Origin of the sequence: Pelagibacterium flavum, assembly GCF_025854335.1 — a bacterium.
Classification (GTDB): domain Bacteria; phylum Pseudomonadota; class Alphaproteobacteria; order Rhizobiales; family Devosiaceae; genus Pelagibacterium; species Pelagibacterium flavum.
Window position 1 is genome coordinate 836,971 of record NZ_CP107716.1, and the last position, 17,601, is coordinate 854,571.

Genomic DNA, 17,601 nt, shown 5'->3' on the forward strand with positions numbered 1-17,601 from the left:
GCTGGAAGCATCACAAAACGTCTAAATACAAAAAGGAGACGACCATCATGACACGTACTACCAAGCTGTTGGCGGCACTTGCCGCGACGACTTTCCTCGTCGCGCCCGCCATGGCAGCAAATGTTCCGGACGGCGTAACGCTGGCCGAAGACCAGAGCTTTACCTATCGCGTCCTCGACGAGCACAGCTCGGTCGATCCCCAGATCGTGGAAGACGTTTCGGGCTCGGAAATCGTGCGCGATCTGTTTGAGGGCCTGCTCAATCAGGACGCCAGCGGCGAACTCGTTCCCGGCGTGGCCACCGAGTGGACTGCCAACGAAGACAACACCGAATGGACCTTCACCCTGCGTGACGATGCCATGTGGTCCGACGGCACCCCGGTAACAGCCGGCGACTTTGTTTACGCCTGGCAGCGCCTTGTCGATCCTGATCTGGCTTCGCCCTATGCCTGGTTCGGCGAATTGATGTCGATCGAGAATGCCGGCGCCATCATCGCTGGCGAAATGGAGCCTTCCGAACTCGGCGTTGAGGCTGTCGACGACCACACGCTGGTCGTGCGCCTGACTGATCCGCTCCCCTATTTCCCGGCCATGACCACGCACGCTTCGACCTTCCCCTCCCCCAGCTGGGTGATCGAAGAGCATGGCGATGAGTGGACCCGTCCGGAAAACATCGTCACCAACGGCGCCTACACGCTCTCCGAGCACGTTCCGCAGGAGCGTTCGGTTCGCGTCAAGTCCGATACCTATTGGGATGCGGAAAACACCGTTCTCGAAACCGTCACGGCTCTCATCATCAACGATGAAAACCAGGCCCTGACACGTTTCCTCGCCGGTGAACTCGACCGCACGGAAATCCCGACAGGCGAATATCCGCGTCTGGCCGAGGAGTATCCCGATACCGCGATCTCGTTCCCGCGCCTGTGCACCTATTACTACAACGTCAACCTGCGTGAAGCCGGTCCTGAAGCTCTCAAGGACGTCAACGTCCGCAAGGCTCTGGCCTATGCCATCGATCGCAACGTGATCACCGACCAGATCCTGCAGGGTGGCCAGATCCCGGCTTATACGTTTACCCCGGGCGCAACGGCCAACTTCGAGGTTCCCTCGGTCGAATTTGGTGAAATGAGCCAGGCCGAGCGCGACGAAATGGCCGTGCAGCTTCTCGAAGAAGCCGGCTACGGCGCCGACAACCCGCTCGAACTTTCGATCCTGTACAACACCGACGAAGCGCACCGCGAACTGGCCACTGTCATCGGCCAGATGTGGGAGCAGAAGCTGGGCGTTCAGACCACGCTCGACAACATGGAATGGAATACGTTCCTTGAAGCGCGCGGCAATGGCGATTACGAAATCGCTCGTGCCGGCTGGTGCGGTGATTACAACGAAGCCTCGACCTTCCTTGATCTGATGGATACGGATTCCGGCTACAACGACTCCGCCTATTCCAATCCGGAAGTCGACGAGCTGCTGGCCGAAGCCAAGACGATGTCCGATCCGAGCGAAAACTACACGCAGATCGAGCAGATCATCGCCGAGGACATGCCTGTTATTCCGCTCTACCACTATGCTGGCGTCTACATGCTGAATCCGCAGATTCAGGAATGGCCCGTCAACAACGTCGAGCAGAACTGGTACTCGAAAGACCTTTATCGGGTCGCCGAGTAATCAGGCAATCACAGGCGTCCCGCACCAGGGTGCGGGACGCCCCCTTTTCGGGGTAAAGAAATGACAGGGCGCCGCCTCACACGCGCCTTTGCACCAAAATTGCAAAGCGCTGTTTTCCGCTTCGACGGACCCTTGGCTGCGTCGTGCGCGCACGGACTTTCGACATGTTGAAATATATCCTCAGGCGCCTCGGGGTCGCGATCCCGACGCTTTTGCTTTTGATTATCTTTTCGTTCGTTCTGATGCGGCTGGCGCCCGGTGGGCCGTTCAATTCCGAACGCCCGTTGCCGCCGCAGGTGCTGGCCAATATTGAAGCCAAATATGGCCTCGATCAGCCCTGGCATCTGCAGCTCTGGGAATACATGGTCGGGATCATCACCCGTTTTGATTTCGGGCCGTCCTTTGCCTATACCGATCGCACGGTCAACGACATCATCGCCCAGGGTTTTCCGGTTACGCTGACCTATGGCACCTGGTCGTTCGTTCTGGCCGTTCTGCTCGGCTGCTCGCTGGGGATTGCCGCTGCGGTGCGCCATAATACATGGCTCGATTATCTCTCGGTCGGCACCTCGATCGGAGCGCAGGTGTTGCCGAACTTCGTCATGGCACCCATTCTGGTGATCGTCTTCACGCTCTGGCTGGGCTGGCTGCCGGGCGGGGGCTGGTATGGCGGGCAGTGGAATTACGTGATCATGCCGGTGATCGCGCTGGGTACCAGCTACATGGCCTCCATCGCCCGCATCACGCGCTCGTCAATGCTCGAAGTTCTCAATTCCAATTTCATTCGCACGGCGCGCGCCAAAGGCATGCCGGCCAGGCATGTCATCATCAGGCATGCGCTCAAGCCGGCGCTGATGCCGCTGCTGTCCTATCTCGGCCCGGCCTTTGTGGGCATGGTCACCGGCTCGGTGATCATCGACGTGTATTTCTCCACGGGCGGTATCGGGCAGTTGTTCACCAATTCGGCCTTTAACCGGGACTATTCGGTCATCATGGGCATCACGATCCTTCTGGGCACGTTGACCATCGCGTTCAACCTGATCGTGGACATACTTTATGCGTGGATTGACCCACGCATCCGCTACTAGGAGGCCGACCAATGGTATTAAGGCCAGTAAGGGTCGAGGCTTCGGCCGATCCCATCGATGTCGATGACGCCAACTACGAAATTTCAACCAAGGGCCGGTCTTTGTGGGCCGATGCGGCGCGGCGTTTCTTCAAGCATGCCCCGTCCGTCGTCAGTCTGATCGTCCTGATATTGGTGGCGCTGTTCGCGTTCACCGGTCATTTCTTTGCCGCCTGGACCAATGCTGAAATCGATTGGTCGGTGCTGGGCAATGTGCGGGTGGCCGGCGCGCCCTCACTGGAGTCGGGGCATTATTTCGGAACCGACGATCTGGGACGCGATCTCTTTTCCCGGGTTGTCCAGGGCAGCCAGATCTCGCTGATGGTCGGGTTCGTGGGCGCTGGGATCGCTGTGATCGTGGGAACGTTTTACGGCGCGGTTGCCGGGTATTTCGGCGGCCGGATCGACTCTATCATGATGCGGATCGTCGATATCCTGCTCTCGATCCCCTACATGTTCGTCCTAATCCTGCTGCTCGTGGTATTCGGACGCTCGATCACCATGCTCTATGTGGGCATCGGGCTGCTGTCGTGGCTGGATATGTCGCGTATCGTGCGCGGGCAGACGCTCTCGCTCAAGGAAAAGGAATTCGTTGAAGCGGCGCGGGCCGGCGGGGCCGGGCACTTCACGATCATCTTCAGGCACATCGTGCCCAATCTGATGGGTATCGTGGTTGTCTATGCGACGCTTCTGGTGCCCCAGATGATCCTGACAGAGAGCTTTATTTCCTTCCTCGGCCTGGGTGTCCAGGAGCCCTTAACCTCCTGGGGGGCGCTGATCTCCCAGGGTGCGGGCACCGTGATGTACGGAACGCTGTGGCAATTGTTGTTCCCGCTGTTCTTCTTCGTCGTCACCCTGTTCAGCTTCTACTTCATCGGCGACGGTCTGCGCGACGCGCTCGACCCGCGTGACCGGTGAGGAAAGGACGATCATGACTATGCTTGAAGTCACCGATCTTTCGGTGTCGTTCAAAACGCCCGACGGGACCGTGCGTGCCGTCAACAAGATGAACTTTTCCATCGGGCCGGGCCAGACACTGGCCATTGTTGGGGAATCTGGGTCGGGTAAGAGCCAGACGGTGATGGCCGCAATGGGTCTGCTTGCCGGGAATGGCGAGGTCGAGGGGTCGGTCAAGCTCGACGGCCAGGAATTGATCGGCATGAAACCGGGCGATCTCAACAAGATCCGTGGCCGGGATATGGCGATGATCTTCCAGGACCCCATGACCTCGCTCAATCCCTATCTGTCCATCGCGGACCAGATGACCGAAGTGCTCATGTTCCACCAGCGCATGAAGCGGTCCGAGGCGATGGCAAAGTCCGAAGAGATGCTCAAGACGGTGCATCTGCCCGATCCGAGACGCATCCTGCGGCGCTACCCGCACGAGCTTTCAGGCGGGCAGCGCCAGCGGGTGATGATCGCCATGGCGCTGCTATGCGATCCCAAGGTGCTGATCGCGGATGAACCGACCACGGCGCTGGACGTCACCGTGCAGGCACAGATGCTCAAGCTGTTCGAGGAGTTGACCGACAAGTTCAACACCGCGCTGATCATCATCACCCACGATCTGGGCGTGGTGGCGGGCTTGGCTGACGAAATGATGGTGATGTATGCCGGTCGTGTCGTTGAACAGGGGCCCGTCGAGGATCTGTTCTACGATCCGCGTCACCCTTACACGTTCGGGTTGCTCCATTCGACGCCCCACCTCAAAGAGGGCAAAGACCGGCTGGCACCCATCAAGGGGCTGCCGCCCAACCTCACCAACCTTCCGCCCGGCTGCGCGTTCAACCCGCGGTGCCCGTTCCGGTTCGACCGGTGCATCAAGGAGCGCCCGCAATTGATCGTAAGAGAGCATGAAAGGCTCAGCGCCTGCTTTTACGAGGGCGAAATGACCGAAGCGGACATGGAAAAGGAATTGGCGGTCAAATGAACGATCAAACGCCAATATTGCTCAACGTCGAACACCTCACCAAGCGGTTCGCGATCGCCAACGGGCTCTTCAACAAGCCCTTGATGCTGACGGCGGTCGACGATGTCAGCTTTGACGTCAAGCGCGGCGAAACGGTGGGCATCGTGGGCGAGTCCGGATGTGGGAAATCCACTCTGGGCCGCTGCATCCTGCAACTTATCCAGCCCGATGACGGCAAGGTCGTCTGGCTGGGCAAGGACCTGACCGAATTTTCCAAGGACCAGATGCGCAAGGCGCGCACCGATCTCCAGATCATCTTTCAGGACCCGCTGGCCTCGCTCAATCCGCGCATGACGGTGGGCGAGATCATCGCCGATCCGCTTCGGACGCTCAAACCGGAGATGAACAGCGAGCAGCGCCGCAAGCGGGTGCGTGAGGTTATGGATGCCGTGGGGCTGCTGCCCGAGATGAGCAACCGTTATCCGCATGAGTTCTCGGGCGGGCAGGCGCAGCGCATCGGTATTGCCCGGGCGCTGGTGACCGGGCCCAAGCTGATCTTGTGCGACGAACCGGTTTCGGCACTCGACGTTTCCATCCAGGCCCAGATTCTCAATCTTCTGGCCGACCTCAAGGAAGAATTCGGGCTGACGCTGATCTTTATCAGCCATGATCTTTCCGTGGTGCGACATGTGTCGGACCGCATTCTGGTGCTCTATCTGGGACGCATTGCCGAACTGGCCGACAGTGAGACGCTCTATACCGCTCCGCGTCATCCCTATAGTCGAGCGTTGCTGACCGCTGTTCCCATCGCGGACCCCAAGCGGGCGCGTGAGCACAAGATCGAAGGGCTGGAAGGCGAAATTCCTTCCCCCATCAACCCGCCTTCGGGCTGCTATTTCCGGACGCGGTGTCCTTATGCCGTGGATCGGTGTGCGCAGGTTGTGCCGCCGCTCGAGACTGCCGATAATGGCTCGGAGGTATCGTGCATCCGCTGGGAGGAAATCCTGGCCGATCCGGTGGGGACGCGGACCCGGGCGCAGAGCTAGAGCCTTTCAGTTTTTAACAGAAGCGTATCCTGCATTTTCGAGATAATTTGCGCATTCGTCTTGGCTGATGTTTGAGATGAGGTGGCCGACGTGACGCCATGTATCCTCAAGGGTGCGCATTTGGGCTTGGCGCATCCAATGCTTGATCTTGGCGAAGGCCTGCTCGATCGGGTTGAGGTCGGGCGAATAGGGCGGCAGGAACCAGAGCCTGGCACCGGCGGCCTTGATGGCTTGGCGAATGGCTGCGGCCTTGTGGCTGCCGAGATTGTCCATGACGACGATATCGCCAGGTTCCAGCACCGGCACGAGTTGCTGCTCGACATAGGCGCGGAAGCACTGACCATTGATCGGCCCGTCGAACACGCAAGGCGCCGTCAGCCGGTCGCAGCGCAATGCGGCCAAGAAGGTGAGCGTGCGCCAGTGACCATGCGGGGCAAAACCACGCAGGCGTTTGCCCTTCTGCCCCCAGCCACGCAGCGGCGCCATGTTGGTCTTGATCCATGTCTCATCAATGAACACCAGCCGCCGGGGATCGAGATCCGCCTGAAAAGACCGCCAGCGCCGTCGCCGCCGGGCTATGTCGGCACGAGCATGCTCAAGGGCGAACAGTGTTTTTTTTGAAACGAAGCCCCTCACGGCGCAGGAATTTCCACACCGTATCGTGCGACACCTTCACCCCGCGCGCCGCCAGCTCCTCCTTCAGTCCGTGCAGCGTCAGATGCGGTCTCTGGTCAATGCGCTCAACGATGAATGATCGGTGAGGGTCGAGAATGCGCTTGCGGTGCCCACCCATCTTGCCGGGCTCCACCGAGCCCGTAGCCCGGTAGCGCTGATGCCACTTCACCGCCGAGGAAACGGCAACACCAAAGCGGGCCGCGACAGACCGGCAGCTCTCACCGGTCTCGATCGCACCAACGACACGCTCGCGAAGATCATTGGATAGAGGTGCTGTCATCAGATGCTGGCCTCCTTCCCAGCCGACATCTTGAATCACAAAATCCCGAACTCGGGAATCCCCAACCGATTCAATCAATGACTGAACCGCTCTAGGGCCCGGACCGACACTTGGGCGTCCGGTTTCAGGGTGTCTTGGGTGTCCGGTTTATTGGAGCACGCCGATCCTCGCCGTCGATGGGTTCTTCCTGCCGCCGGCGGTCGGGGCCCGCATAGTCGGGCGCGACCACGAAGGGCCGCGGGGCGGCGATGGCGGATTCGAGCCGTGCGGCGAGAATCTGGGCGGTGACGGGCAGATGCACGAACTCGTCGATTCCGGCATCGCGCGCTTCCTGGACCTGCTCGGGCGGCATATCACCCGAAACCATCACAATGGCCATGGCGCGATTGGGGGCGGCGGCGTTGAGCCGAACACGGCGGGTCACCGCTATTCCATCCTCGGGGCCGATCGCATTGTCGATAATCATGGCGTCATAGGGCGATTGGCTGAAAAAGCGGAACGCCTCGGCGCTGTCGCGGGCGATGCGGGTGTTGGTCAGCCCCAGCCGTCGCAACATGGCGGCAAGCGTGCTCGAGAGCTCTCCATTGGCGGTGGTAATCAATATGGAAAGGCGTGAGGGGAGCGTGGTGTTCATGTGTGCAATCTACACCAAGCCGAAGACAGCGTAAAATGTCTGAATGGGCTGAGCGACTCGCGTTGACAGTTATCACCTTTGCCCCTATGTTCCGGCCAACTTTGGGATCGCTTCAGCACTGCTGGGGCGATCCCGGTCGTTAGTTGGCCGCGTTCCCGGCCGGACAGGTGGAGGCATCTGTCCAGGAAACGCTCCGAAGCGGTGCCTTGAGCTCCGCCGATCTCTTTTTGTCTGAGGTTAAAATGAAAATCCGCAATTCGCTCAAGGCGCTCATGACCCGTCACCGGGACAACAAGCTGGTTCGCCGTCGTGGCCGCGTCTATATCATCAACAAGGTCAACAAGCGCATGAAGGCCCGCCAGGGCTGATCGTCGCTTTTCGATCCTTTGAATTTTGAAGCGGGGTTCGCATATTTGCGGACCCCGCTTTGCTTTGTGCGGGGCGCAACAAAAAGGCCGGGGATTGCTCCCCGGCCTTTTCAAATAGTGCTGCGGTGATGTCAGGAGCCGCCGGCGCCGTCCTGGCCGACAAAGGCGATGCGCAGCATATTGGTCGCGCCAGGGGTGCCCAGCGGCACGCCGGCGGTGATCGCCACGCGGTCGCCGGGGCGGGCCAGCCCTTCGACATAGGCAATCGAGCAGGCGCGGTCGACCATGTCGTCGAGTGAGATGGCGTCTTCGGTCTGGACGCAGTGCAGGCCCCAGACGATCGAGAGACGGCGCACCGTGGTGAGCTTTGGCGAGAGCGCGATGATGGGCTTGGAAGGCCGTTCGCGGCTGGCACGGATGCCGGTGGAACCCGAGGAGGTGTAGGTGACGATGGCCGCCAGATCGAGCGTTTCGGCCACCTGCCGGGTGGCAGCAGAAATGGCGTCAGCGGCCGTGGCTTCCGGCTCGGTGGCCTGAGAGCGGATGATGCCCGGATAGAGCGGGTCCTGCTCGACAGCCTCGGCGATATTGTTCATCGTCGTGACGGCCTGAACGGGGTAGGAGCCTGATGCGCTTTCGGCCGAGAGCATGACCGCGTCGGCGCCTTCAAAGACGGCGATGGAGACGTCCGAGACCTCGGCGCGGGTCGGCACCGGTGCGGTGATCATGGATTCGAGCATCTGGGTGGCAACGACCACCGGCTTGCCCAGGCGCCGGCACATGCGGGTGATGCGCTTTTGGGTGCCGGGCACGGTTTCCAGCGGCATTTCCACGCCCAGATCGCCTCGGGCCACCATGATGGCGTCGGACAGACGGATGATTTCTTCGAGCCGGTCGATGGCCTGGGGCTTTTCGATCTTGGCAAGAACGCCGGCGCGGCCCTGAACAAGCTTGCGCACTTCGATCATGTCCTCGGGGCGCTGGACGAAGGAGAGGGCGATCCAGTCGATTTCCTCGCCGAGCGCGGCCTGAAGATCGGCGCGGTCCTTATCGGTCAACACGCCCACCGAAAGGATCGTATCGGGCAGCGAGACGCCCTTCTTGTCCGAAAGCTTGCCGCCGTAAACCACTGTGGTGTTGATCGCTTCGGGTGAGATGGCCGAGATGCGCAATTCGATCTTGCCGTCATCGAGCAGCAACCGGTCGCCGGTCTTGACCGAGGAAAAGATCTCGGGATGGGGCAAATGAATACGCGTCTTGTCGCCGGGCGCATCGGAAGTGTCGAGTGTGAACGTCTCTCCCTTGGCGAGCATGACCGAGCCTTCGGCAAAGGTGCCGATACGCAGCTTGGGGCCCTGGAGATCGACAAGAATGCCGATGGGGTAGCGAACCGTGCGCTCGACGGCGCGAATCTTGGCCACTGTGTCGCGCATCACGTCATGGCTGGCGTGGCTCATATTGATGCGGAAAACGTCGGCCCCGGCGCGGACGAGTTCCTCGATGACTTTTGGGTCATCGGAGGCCGGCCCCAGGGTTGCGACGATCTTTACGCGGCGCGATCTTTTCATTGCAGATCCAGACTGTTTGAATTGTTTTCGGTCAATTGCATGGTCCAATCGGTGCGGCCCTGGGTGTCGATTTCAAAAAAGCCCGTGCGCTCATAGCCACGGGCCAGACAGTCCTCGACACCGAAAATGGTGAAGCTCGAATCCTGGGTGCACATGAAGACCGAGCCATCCCAGGCGCCGCCGGCGAGATCGTCTACGGCATAGAGATAATAATATCGTGACGTCAGATCGCCCTGATAGACGATGGCGCAGGCGTCAGCGCCCGCCACCCACCAGCCTTCGGACTGCCAGCCCGATTCGGCACGATAGCCGAAGGCAATGGAAATGGTGCTTGGGGTCTGGTTGCACACGCGCAGATCGGCAAGGGCGGGTCGCGGGAGGGCGACCGATGCCGGTAGCAAAACAATGGCGGCGATCAGGAGGGTGCGGAACATGGAGTGCACGGTGTTGGGTCGCATAGGAATAACTAAGGCCATGGTGTTTCTGGGCAAGGGGTCAGGATATGTCAATGGGGGTGAGCTATCAGCCGATTATTGCATCGAAAGATGGGCAGCAGAGAGGCGCAGGCCCCGGCGGTGCTACGCCTTCCTTGTGGGATTTGCATTGGATGGCTTGAAGTCGCCTCGCCAATGGGATTGATAGGGCGCTCAACACATTCTTTGCGGAAAGACTGAATCATGGCTGACCACGGCATTGCGCGCGACCAGTTGCGCGCCTTCATCGAACGGATCGAGCGGCTGGAAGAAGAAAAGAAGGCCATCGCCGACGATATCAAGGAAGTCTATGCCGAGGCCAAGGGGTCGGGCTTTGACACCAAGGTGATGCGGCAGATCGTGCGCATCCGCAAGCAGGACCGCAATGAGCGTGCCGAACAGGAAGCGATCCTCGATCTCTATCTGCACGCTCTGGGCATGGCCGATGCGGGCACGCAAGCCGAGTATGACGAAGCGGCCGAATAGGCCGCCTGTGTTATCAGACGATTTCGCGACCCGCGGCCCGGAGTACCTGGGCCGCGTTGATCTCGTCGCCTAGCGCGGTCAGGGCCGTTGCAACGATCCCGGAACGGTCGAGACCGGCCTGAGCATACATATCGCCTTGTCCTGCCTGTTCGATATAGCGGTCGGGCATGACCAGCGGGCGGAACTTCAAACCATTGTCGAGCAGGCCGAGTTGGGCCATCCGTGTTGCTACATGGGATCCAAAGCCGCCCATGGCGCCTTCTTCGACGGTAATGAGCACTGCATGCTCGCGGGCGAGGCGGGCCAGAAGGTCTTCATCAAGCGGTTTTGCAAAGCGGGCGTCGGCAACGGTCGTCGAAAAGCCGTATGTTCCCAGCGTTTCGGCGGCGGCCATGCATTCGGCCAGCCTGGTGCCAAACGAGAGCAGTGCGATGGTCGTGCCTTCCCTGAGCACGCGGCCCTTGCCGATGGTCAGCGGCACGCCGGTTTCGGGCAGCTCCACGCCGACGCCCTCGCCGCGCGGATAGCGGAAAGCGATCGGGCCCTCATCGTAAGCTGCGGCAGTTGCCACCATATGGCGCAATTCGGCCTCGTCACCGGCGGCCATGACCACCATCGAGGGCAGGGTGGCGAGATAGGCAATGTCGAACGAGCCGGCATGGGTGGGACCATCGGCGCCAACATAGCCCGCCCTGTCGATAGGAAAGCGCACCGGCAGCTTCTGGATAGCCACGTCGTGGACAATCTGGTCGTAGGCGCGCTGGAGGAAGGTCGAATAGATCGTGCAGAAGGGTTTGAGCCCTTCGGTCGCCAGCCCGGCGGCGAAGGTCACCGCATGCTGTTCGGCGATGCCCACATCGAAGCTGCGCTCGGGGAAGTGTTTTGAAAACTTGTCGATGCCGGTGCCGCCGGGCATGGCGGCTGTTATCGCAACGATCGCCTCGTCCTTTTGCGCTTCGGCAATCAGGCTGTCGGCAAAGACCGAGGTGTAGGACGGCGCATTGGACGGGGTTTTGGCCTGGGCGCCGGTGATGACGTTGAATTTGGACACGCCGTGATATTTGTCCGCCGATTCTTCGGCCGGGGCATAGCCCTTGCCCTTTTGCGTCACGACGTGGATCAGGATCGGGCCGGTTTCGGCGTCGCGGACATTGCGCAATACGGGCAACAGGTGATCGAGGTTGTGGCCATCGATCGGGCCGACATAATAAAAGCCCAGCTCTTCAAACAGCGTACCGCCGGTCCAGAAACCGCGGGCGTATTCCTCGGTCTTGCGGGCCTTGTCCTTGATAAAGGGGGGCATCACGCTGTCGACGAACTGTTTTGCGGCGTCGCGCAGACCGCGATAGGCGGGCCCGGAGACGAGCTTGGCGAGATAGGCACTCATCGCGCCGGTGGGCGGGGCGATGGACATGTCATTGTCGTTGAGAATGACAATAAGGCGCGCGTCCATGGCGCCGGCATTGTTCATGGCCTCGTAGGCCATGCCGGCGGAAATGGCACCGTCGCCGATCACCGCGATAACGTTGCGCTTTTCGCCCTTGAGCCCGGAGCCCACGGCCATGCCCAAGCCGGCCGAAATCGATGTCGATGAATGGCCGGCACCGAACGGATCGTATTCGCTCTCGCCGCGCTTGGTGAAGCCCGAAAGCCCGTCCTTCTGGCGCAGGGTGCGGATGCGATCGCGGCGGCCGGTGAGGACCTTGTGCGGATAGGCCTGATGGCCGACGTCGAAGATGATGCGATCGTGGGGCGTATCGAAAATATGGTGCAGTGCCACGGTCAATTCGACAACGCCTAGACCTGCTCCCAGGTGGCCGCCGGTAACCGAAACCGCATCGATCACCTCGGCGCGCAACTCATTTGCAAGTTCGATCAATTGCTCGCGCTTCAATCCCTTGAGATCGGCAGGAGAAGCGATGGTGTCGAGCAGCGGGGTTGCAGGTTTATCGGACACTTGGTTGGCCTTGTGACTCCCCGGCCCGATCAAATCGGCCCGGCGTTCGCGCTGTTTATCACGCGATCGAACCGAAAAAGTCCGCAACTTTTTCTGATCGCGCTTTGATTTTACGGCATGGCCGTGCTGGCCTGATGTAATCAGCCGGCGTTGTTTTGGCAACCAAAGAGGACCAGACTGTGTCAGTTGGCCTGACTGTCGTAGTGAACCCAGATGGTTTGGCCTTGCGTGAATTGGGCGCTCGAATGGCCTAGCGACGCGGTGCGAGTGAAGCCGTTGGCAAGCGCCACGTCGTCCCCCGCAGTCTCGGGTGCGCCGGGGGCGCCTTCAAAGGCGAACTGGCTGCTCGACAAGGCTGCAGAAGCCAGCAATGTGGTCTCGCTGGCAACGAGTTGGGGCGCAAAGAATGTTCCCTCGTCCACGGCAAGGCTGGCCATTGCATTGGCGGTGGCGGCGTCGGGTTCAGTCGAGGCGATGCTGGTTTCAGCCGGCATCACCACGCCTTCGAAAAGTGATGCAAAGGCATCGAGATCGGAGGAAGGTTCGAGCGAAGCGGCTTCGATGGTGTCGCCAAAGCTGGGGCGCATCGGCAGATCGGCCGTCGGGAGCGGGGCAGTGGGTGCCACCGAAGCCGTGACGGCCGGGGTAAATTGCGGGCGCGGCTGGGGCGAGGGTGCATCCTGAATATTGGCTACATCGAAGGTACCGCCGCCCGAGGGCGCGTAGGCCGAAGGGTTCGTTGCGCGCAATTCGGCCATGGCCCGCGGCATGGACGGGGGCAGAGGCGCATCCTGCAAAGCGCTGGACGTATCGGCCATGGCGACCTGGCGGGTCATCTCCTCGGCGTCCATCACCTGGAAGGGCATGGTCTGGGGCTCGGCGGGTGCATCGGCAACCATGGTACCGGCAATGAGATCGGCGGGCCGGACGGGCGGGGCGGGGGGCTCGATGCTTGCCAGTTGAACGGGAGCCGCGTCCGAAGTCTGCGCCGGGGCTGGCTGCGCGGGTGCAGAGGCCACGGCTTGCGGAGCGGACTGGGGCGTCGCGCTGTCCTCATTGCCGCCGGTGATCATGTCCCAGAGCGTGCGTGGCCGCTCGCTATCGGCGACCTGTACGGCACCTCCCGTCATGGCGGCGCCGGCGTTGCAGGGCACGCGGTGGCAGCGCTGCCATTCGGCCTGGGCCGCCTGATAGCCCTGCTGGGAAAGCACGCGGCCGTTCGAGGCGACATGCATGGTACGGCCATCGGGAAAGAGGTCACGCAGCTGCGCCTCGGTCATGCGGGGCCAGGCCCGCACCGAACCGGTATCGAGGTGAACGAAAGGGCTGCCCGAGGTGGGATAATAGCCCACGCCGCCGATCTGTTTGCGCATGCCAAGGGCGCGCACCGTAGAGACCGGGACACCGGGAATAAAGAAGTCGATCGCCTTGCCTTTCATGTGCTGGGAATTGTCGGCGACGCCGGACGAATTGGCTGCCAGCATGGCGTTGGTCTGGGGCGAGCGGTAGGCGGAAACGATATGGATGGGCTGGGTGGCGCGGGTTTCCTGATAGACCTCCCACAACAGATCGAACAGCGCGGGGTCCATATTGGCCGGCTCGTTGCGGCGCCAGTCGCGCAAGAAGACGTTCAGGGTCTGCAGGGCAGACGGAATGAACCGCCCGTCGCGCTTGTAAACGATGCGGATCGTTTCCTTGGTGTGGGTGTAATAGAGATAGATCTCGCGCTCGTTGGCGGCCTGGGCCGGCACGGCGAATGGCAACAGGCTGGCCAATGCGATCGCCAGGGCCAGAAAGACCCGCATAATCTTATCGACTGGTTGAAAAGCCCTACTACGCGTCACGCCCGGTTAGCCCGTTTTTGTGTCAAACTCGACAGCACCCTACCAACAAACTCATGCGAGATTGTTAACGCTAACGGGATGTGTATGCCACCCCTGTGCCTTGCCCTTGGTTTTCGAGATTAAGGGGCAAAGGCGGCGCGAGCATGGCGGAAATGTTACCGGGGTCTTAACGACCCCGGTTGAGGATATGGCTTAAAGCCCCAGCATTTCGATGACTTTTGCGTTGTGCCCGTAAAGATCGCCAAACGAGCGCACGGTGCCATCGGTATCGATCCGCAGGGTGAAATAGGCCAGATGCACGGGCACCTGTCGGTCCATGTTGAACCAGCGCTCGCTGCCGCCGAGCGTGCCTTCGAGCGAGGCCACCGTGAGGCTGGGCTCATGCTGGAGCAGGGCTTCGGCAAAACCGAACGGGTCCTGAACGCGCACGCATCCATGGCTGAGCGCCCGCATGGAGCGGTCGAAAAGGTAACGGGCGTTGGTGTCGTGCAGATAGACATCATGGGAATTGGGGAACAGGAATTTCACCTGTCCCAAAGCATTGGATGTGCCCGGTTTCTGGCGCACACGGAACATGGAGGGGCTGGCGCGCGACCAGTCGACCATCCAGGGGTCGATGGCCTTGCCCTGATAGATCAGTTCCATGTTCTGGCTGGCGATATAGTTGGGATTGCGCGCCACCTGGGGAAAGATTTCTGCCGTGAGGATCGAGGACGGCACGTTCCAGTAAGGGTTGGTGACGACGTGGCGGATCATGTCGGAAAACAGCGGCGTCTGGTTCTTGGCCGTGCCCACGATGATGCGCGTGTCCCAGACCGAGCGTCCCTCCCTGTTCACGTCCAGGCGGAACTCGGGAATGTTGACGAAGACGTTGAAATCTCCGAGGTCCTCGGGCATCCAGCGCCAGCGTTCCATGTTGGCGACGATATCGGCACGGGTGGCGCCGTTTGCGCCGTTGATGGCGGCAATGGTCGCCGGGCCGACCACGCCATCGGGGGTGAGCCCGATCGTGGTCTGGAAAGCCTCCACGGCGCCGGCAAGTTCGGCATCGTAAACGAGAGGCTCGGTTTGTGCGGCGCCAAGCCCGAGACGCTCACGCAGCACGGGAACGCGCGGGTCGGTCATGCCCAGCTTGATGAGCTTGCCATCGGCGATGGGGGGGAGGTCCTCGATGTCACCGGCGTAATGGCTGGCCAGCAGATCGCGCAGAGCGACAAATTCGCGATGGGTCGGGTGATAGCTCAAAAGGACAGCGGCCGGGTCGGACGCCTGGGCTACCGCCGAAAACAGTTCGGCCTCGTCAACGCTCTTGGGAGCAAGGTCGATATAGCCCGAAACCGATCGCGGATCGAGCCGACCGGTATGGGCATTGTTTGCGTAGTGGAGAATGGCGGCTGAAAACGCCGCCTCAAGCGACGCCAGCGCCGCCGGATCGCCGGCCGCCGCTTCAAGTGCTGCCATATCGATCATATAGTCGGCCGGGTCGAGGCCTTGGAGGTAGGCGTCCTCGAAAACGGCCAATATCTGTTTTGCGGCGCCCGAGAAAACGATGCCGTCATCGGTTTGGGTCAGCCAGAGCGGCTCGAAATGGCGCGAGCCGTAAAAGTAGTAAAGCCGGGACGCATCGTCGGCGGCGCGGCCTGAGGGCGCCTGGGTCATGGCGTCGCGCAGGCCATCGCGAATTGTCTGCTCAAGCGTATTGCGCGGGGGCGCAATCATGATTCGCGTCGCTTGGACGCCATCGACCATCACCGTCTCGAACGCGGTGGCCGTCGCGCTGAAACCCAAAAGTGAAATGCCCGTGAAAGCGCCCAGAAGGAGCGCTTTGAGCCCGGAGTTCAAAGTCTTCATCGTGCCGCACCAAGCCATTTGCGCACCCGTTCGCCCTGCCGGCGATTCTTTACTGTGCGCGAACCTCGTAAAGTTTACCGGCTTTGCCTTGTGCCGCAAGCAATCTGCCGGCTTCGTGAACGTGTTCGAGGGGCGCTTGCGGCTTTCAGGCAACATTGGCGTCTCCCTCGAGACCATATTCCTTGAGCTTGCGGTATAGGGTCGAACGCCCGATGCCCAATTGGCGGGCGACCTGGGCCATCCGGCCGGCATTGTGATCGATGGCGAACGCGATCAGATCCTTTTCGATGTCGGCGAGTGGCAGGACGTTCCCGGTCGCGTCGAGGAACCGATCCGGAACTGCGATGGGCGTCGCGTCGGGCATGCGCGGCAGTGGCTGGGCGTTGTCGATGTGGATCGGCGCTGCGGGCGTAAAGGCGGACACGCGCTCGCCGTGCGCGGCCTCGCGGCCCTTTTCGGCGGCGAGGATCTGGGGGAAATCCTCGGGCGCGAGAACGGGGTGTTCGGCCAGAACCACGGCGCGGAACACGGCGTTTTCGAGCTGGCGGATATTGCCGGGCCAATCGAAAGCGACGAGCATATCGAGCGCCTGAGGCGAAATCGCGGTAACGCGCCGACCCTCTTCGGCAGCGAAGCGGGCGATGAAATGGTCGACGAGATTGGCGATGTCGTCGCGGCGCTCGCGGAGGGGCGGGAGATAGATGGGAAAGACGTTGAGCCGGTAGAACAAATCCTCGCGGAACGCGCCATCGCGGGCCAGGTTGAGCAGGCGCCGGTTGGTGGCCGAGATCACCCGCACATTCACCTTGACGGGACGCGAGGCGCCGACCGGTTCGATCTCGCCTTCCTGCAGGGCGCGCAACAGCTTGACCTGGGTGTCGAGGGGCAATTCGCCCACTTCATCGAGAAAAAGAGTGCCGTTATGGGCCTCGCGGAATTTGCCCGGTGCGTCCGAAATGGCACCGGTGAAGGCGCCCTTGACGTGACCGAACAGGATCGATTCCACCAGATTGGCGGGGATGGCGCCGCAATTGACGGTGACGAACGGCTTGCCGGCCCGGTCGCCCGAACCCTGGATGGCGCGGGCCAGCAATTCCTTGCCCACCCCGGATTCGCCTTCGATCAAAACGGGGATGGTGCTGGCGGCGGCCTTTTTGCCCAGCGCCATGGTGCGCGTCATCGCATCGCTTCTGGTGATAATATGGGCAAACGTGAAACTGCCGTCGCGGCGGGCGCGCTCGGCCTTGAGGCTGGATTCGAGGGTGCCGAGCTTTAGGGCGTTTCGCAGGGAAATGGTTATGCGTTCGGGCGCGACGGGTTTGACGAAGAAATCGACGGCGCCAAGCCGCATGGCGGAAATGACCGTATCGAGGGACGTCTGGGCCGTCTGGACGATGACCGGAATGGCGATGGTTTCGCGCCGCAGGGCCTCGAGTACTGCCATGCCGTCCATTTCGGGCATGACCATATCGAGGATCATGGCACCGATGCTCGGTTTGGTGCGCAGCAGATCGAGGGCCTTGGCGCCAGACTCCGCTGTGAGCGCGGTAAACCCGGCCTTGGCGACGACTTCCGAGGTCAGACGAGATTGGATGGGATCATCGTCGACGATCAGAACCTTATGCATATGCAACGCAACTCCAGCCCAAAAAACGCCGGCGCACGCGAATCGAGAGTGTGCCGATTTGGGGCAGGCTAGGCGCGATCGATTAACAGG

The 17,601-nt window shown here is 61.2% G+C and carries 15 protein-coding genes; 7 read left to right on the plus strand and 8 right to left on the minus strand.

The genetic code is table 11. The annotated features are described in order from the left end of the window. The first annotated feature begins 47 nt into the window (after positions 1–47). The 5 genes from OF122_RS04190 (at position 48) to OF122_RS04210 (ending at position 5,748) form a co-directional block, all read left to right on the plus strand. Positions 48–1,667: a peptide ABC transporter substrate-binding protein gene (locus tag OF122_RS04190; protein ID WP_264226572.1), complete on the plus strand. Its 1,620-nt coding sequence runs from the start codon at positions 48–50 to the stop codon at positions 1,665–1,667. A gap of 164 nt (positions 1,668–1,831) precedes the next feature. Next, complete coding sequence (oppB, locus tag OF122_RS04195; RefSeq protein ID WP_264226573.1) at positions 1,832–2,755, plus strand: oligopeptide ABC transporter permease OppB; 924 nt, start codon at positions 1,832–1,834, stop codon at positions 2,753–2,755. A gap of 11 nt (positions 2,756–2,766) precedes the next feature. Then, positions 2,767–3,711: an ABC transporter permease subunit gene (locus tag OF122_RS04200; RefSeq protein ID WP_264226574.1), complete on the plus strand. Its 945-nt coding sequence runs from the start codon at positions 2,767–2,769 to the stop codon at positions 3,709–3,711. A gap of 19 nt (positions 3,712–3,730) precedes the next feature. Beyond that, positions 3,731–4,723, plus strand: coding sequence for an ABC transporter ATP-binding protein (locus tag OF122_RS04205; protein ID WP_408636325.1), 993 nt, complete (start codon positions 3,731–3,733; stop codon positions 4,721–4,723). Then, positions 4,720–5,748 (plus strand): ABC transporter ATP-binding protein, encoded by a 1,029-nt coding sequence (locus OF122_RS04210; protein ID WP_264226576.1) that lies wholly within the window; start codon positions 4,720–4,722, stop codon positions 5,746–5,748. The genes OF122_RS04205 and OF122_RS04210 overlap by 4 nt, the downstream gene beginning before the upstream one ends. 6 nt (positions 5,749–5,754) lie before the next feature. Here the strand turns inward: OF122_RS04210 and OF122_RS04215 are convergent. Further along, a protein-coding gene (locus OF122_RS04215; RefSeq protein WP_264224182.1) for an IS630 family transposase occupies positions 5,755–6,703 on the minus strand; the annotation gives its coding sequence in 2 pieces (ribosomal slippage) (positions 5,755–6,366 and positions 6,368–6,703; 948 coding nt in all). Positions 6,704–6,827: 124 nt separating this feature from the next. Beyond that, positions 6,828–7,337: a response regulator gene (locus tag OF122_RS04220; protein ID WP_264226577.1), complete on the minus strand. Its 510-nt coding sequence runs from the start codon at positions 7,335–7,337 to the stop codon at positions 6,828–6,830. Between the two features lie 242 nt (positions 7,338–7,579). On the opposite strand from OF122_RS04220, the gene ykgO reads away from it, so the two are divergent. Continuing rightward, positions 7,580–7,705, plus strand: coding sequence for a type B 50S ribosomal protein L36 (gene ykgO, locus OF122_RS04225; protein WP_014131674.1), 126 nt, complete (start codon positions 7,580–7,582; stop codon positions 7,703–7,705). Positions 7,706–7,836: 131 nt separating this feature from the next. On the opposite strand, the gene pyk is transcribed toward ykgO, so the two are convergent. After that, positions 7,837–9,273: a pyruvate kinase gene (gene pyk / locus OF122_RS04230; protein WP_264226578.1), complete on the minus strand. Its 1,437-nt coding sequence runs from the start codon at positions 9,271–9,273 to the stop codon at positions 7,837–7,839. Beyond that, positions 9,270–9,707 (minus strand): DUF1036 domain-containing protein, encoded by a 438-nt coding sequence (locus tag OF122_RS04235; RefSeq protein ID WP_264226579.1) that lies wholly within the window; start codon positions 9,705–9,707, stop codon positions 9,270–9,272. Before OF122_RS04235 ends, pyk begins: the two co-directional genes overlap by 4 nt. 243 nt (positions 9,708–9,950) lie before the next feature. On the opposite strand from OF122_RS04235, the gene OF122_RS04240 reads away from it, so the two are divergent. Beyond that, positions 9,951–10,232 (plus strand): DUF2312 domain-containing protein, encoded by a 282-nt coding sequence (locus OF122_RS04240; RefSeq protein WP_264226580.1) that lies wholly within the window; start codon positions 9,951–9,953, stop codon positions 10,230–10,232. Positions 10,233–10,245: 13 nt separating this feature from the next. On the opposite strand, the gene dxs is transcribed toward OF122_RS04240, so the two are convergent. From dxs to OF122_RS04260, 4 genes are all read right to left on the minus strand, one after another. After that, entirely contained in the window at positions 10,246–12,189 is a 1,944-nt protein-coding gene (gene dxs / locus OF122_RS04245; RefSeq protein WP_264226581.1) for a 1-deoxy-D-xylulose-5-phosphate synthase, read from the minus strand. Between the two features lie 182 nt (positions 12,190–12,371). Then, positions 12,372–13,994 (minus strand): DUF882 domain-containing protein, encoded by a 1,623-nt coding sequence (locus OF122_RS04250; protein WP_264226582.1) that lies wholly within the window; start codon positions 13,992–13,994, stop codon positions 12,372–12,374. A gap of 231 nt (positions 13,995–14,225) precedes the next feature. Next, a complete protein-coding gene (locus tag OF122_RS04255; protein ID WP_264226583.1) occupies positions 14,226–15,884 on the minus strand; it encodes a L,D-transpeptidase family protein in 1,659 nt (552 codons plus the stop codon). A gap of 145 nt (positions 15,885–16,029) precedes the next feature. Then, positions 16,030–17,511 (minus strand): sigma-54-dependent transcriptional regulator, encoded by a 1,482-nt coding sequence (locus OF122_RS04260; RefSeq protein WP_264226584.1) that lies wholly within the window; start codon positions 17,509–17,511, stop codon positions 16,030–16,032. Between the last annotated feature and the right edge of the window lie 90 nt (positions 17,512–17,601).

What these genes read in the sequence shown, in the direction of transcription:
- OF122_RS04190 (WP_264226572.1), top strand. Translation starts at nt 48, where the DNA reads ATGACACGTACTACCAAGCTGTTGGCGGCACTTGCCGCGACGACTTTC.
- oppB (WP_264226573.1), top strand. Translation starts at nt 1,832, where the DNA reads ATGTTGAAATATATCCTCAGGCGCCTCGGGGTCGCGATCCCGACGCTT.
- OF122_RS04200 (WP_264226574.1), top strand. Translation starts at nt 2,767, where the DNA reads ATGGTATTAAGGCCAGTAAGGGTCGAGGCTTCGGCCGATCCCATCGAT.
- OF122_RS04205 (WP_408636325.1), top strand. Translation starts at nt 3,731, where the DNA reads ATGCTTGAAGTCACCGATCTTTCGGTGTCGTTCAAAACGCCCGACGGG.
- OF122_RS04210 (WP_264226576.1), top strand. Translation starts at nt 4,720, where the DNA reads ATGAACGATCAAACGCCAATATTGCTCAACGTCGAACACCTCACCAAG.
- OF122_RS04220 (WP_264226577.1), bottom strand. Translation starts at nt 7,337, where the DNA reads ATGAACACCACGCTCCCCTCACGCCTTTCCATATTGATTACCACCGCC.
- ykgO (WP_014131674.1), top strand. Translation starts at nt 7,580, where the DNA reads ATGAAAATCCGCAATTCGCTCAAGGCGCTCATGACCCGTCACCGGGAC.
- pyk (WP_264226578.1), bottom strand. Translation starts at nt 9,273, where the DNA reads ATGAAAAGATCGCGCCGCGTAAAGATCGTCGCAACCCTGGGGCCGGCC.
- OF122_RS04235 (WP_264226579.1), bottom strand. Translation starts at nt 9,707, where the DNA reads ATGTTCCGCACCCTCCTGATCGCCGCCATTGTTTTGCTACCGGCATCG.
- OF122_RS04240 (WP_264226580.1), top strand. Translation starts at nt 9,951, where the DNA reads ATGGCTGACCACGGCATTGCGCGCGACCAGTTGCGCGCCTTCATCGAA.
- OF122_RS04250 (WP_264226582.1), bottom strand. Translation starts at nt 13,994, where the DNA reads ATGCGGGTCTTTCTGGCCCTGGCGATCGCATTGGCCAGCCTGTTGCCA.
- OF122_RS04255 (WP_264226583.1), bottom strand. Translation starts at nt 15,884, where the DNA reads ATGAAGACTTTGAACTCCGGGCTCAAAGCGCTCCTTCTGGGCGCTTTC.
- OF122_RS04260 (WP_264226584.1), bottom strand. Translation starts at nt 17,511, where the DNA reads ATGCATAAGGTTCTGATCGTCGACGATGATCCCATCCAATCTCGTCTG.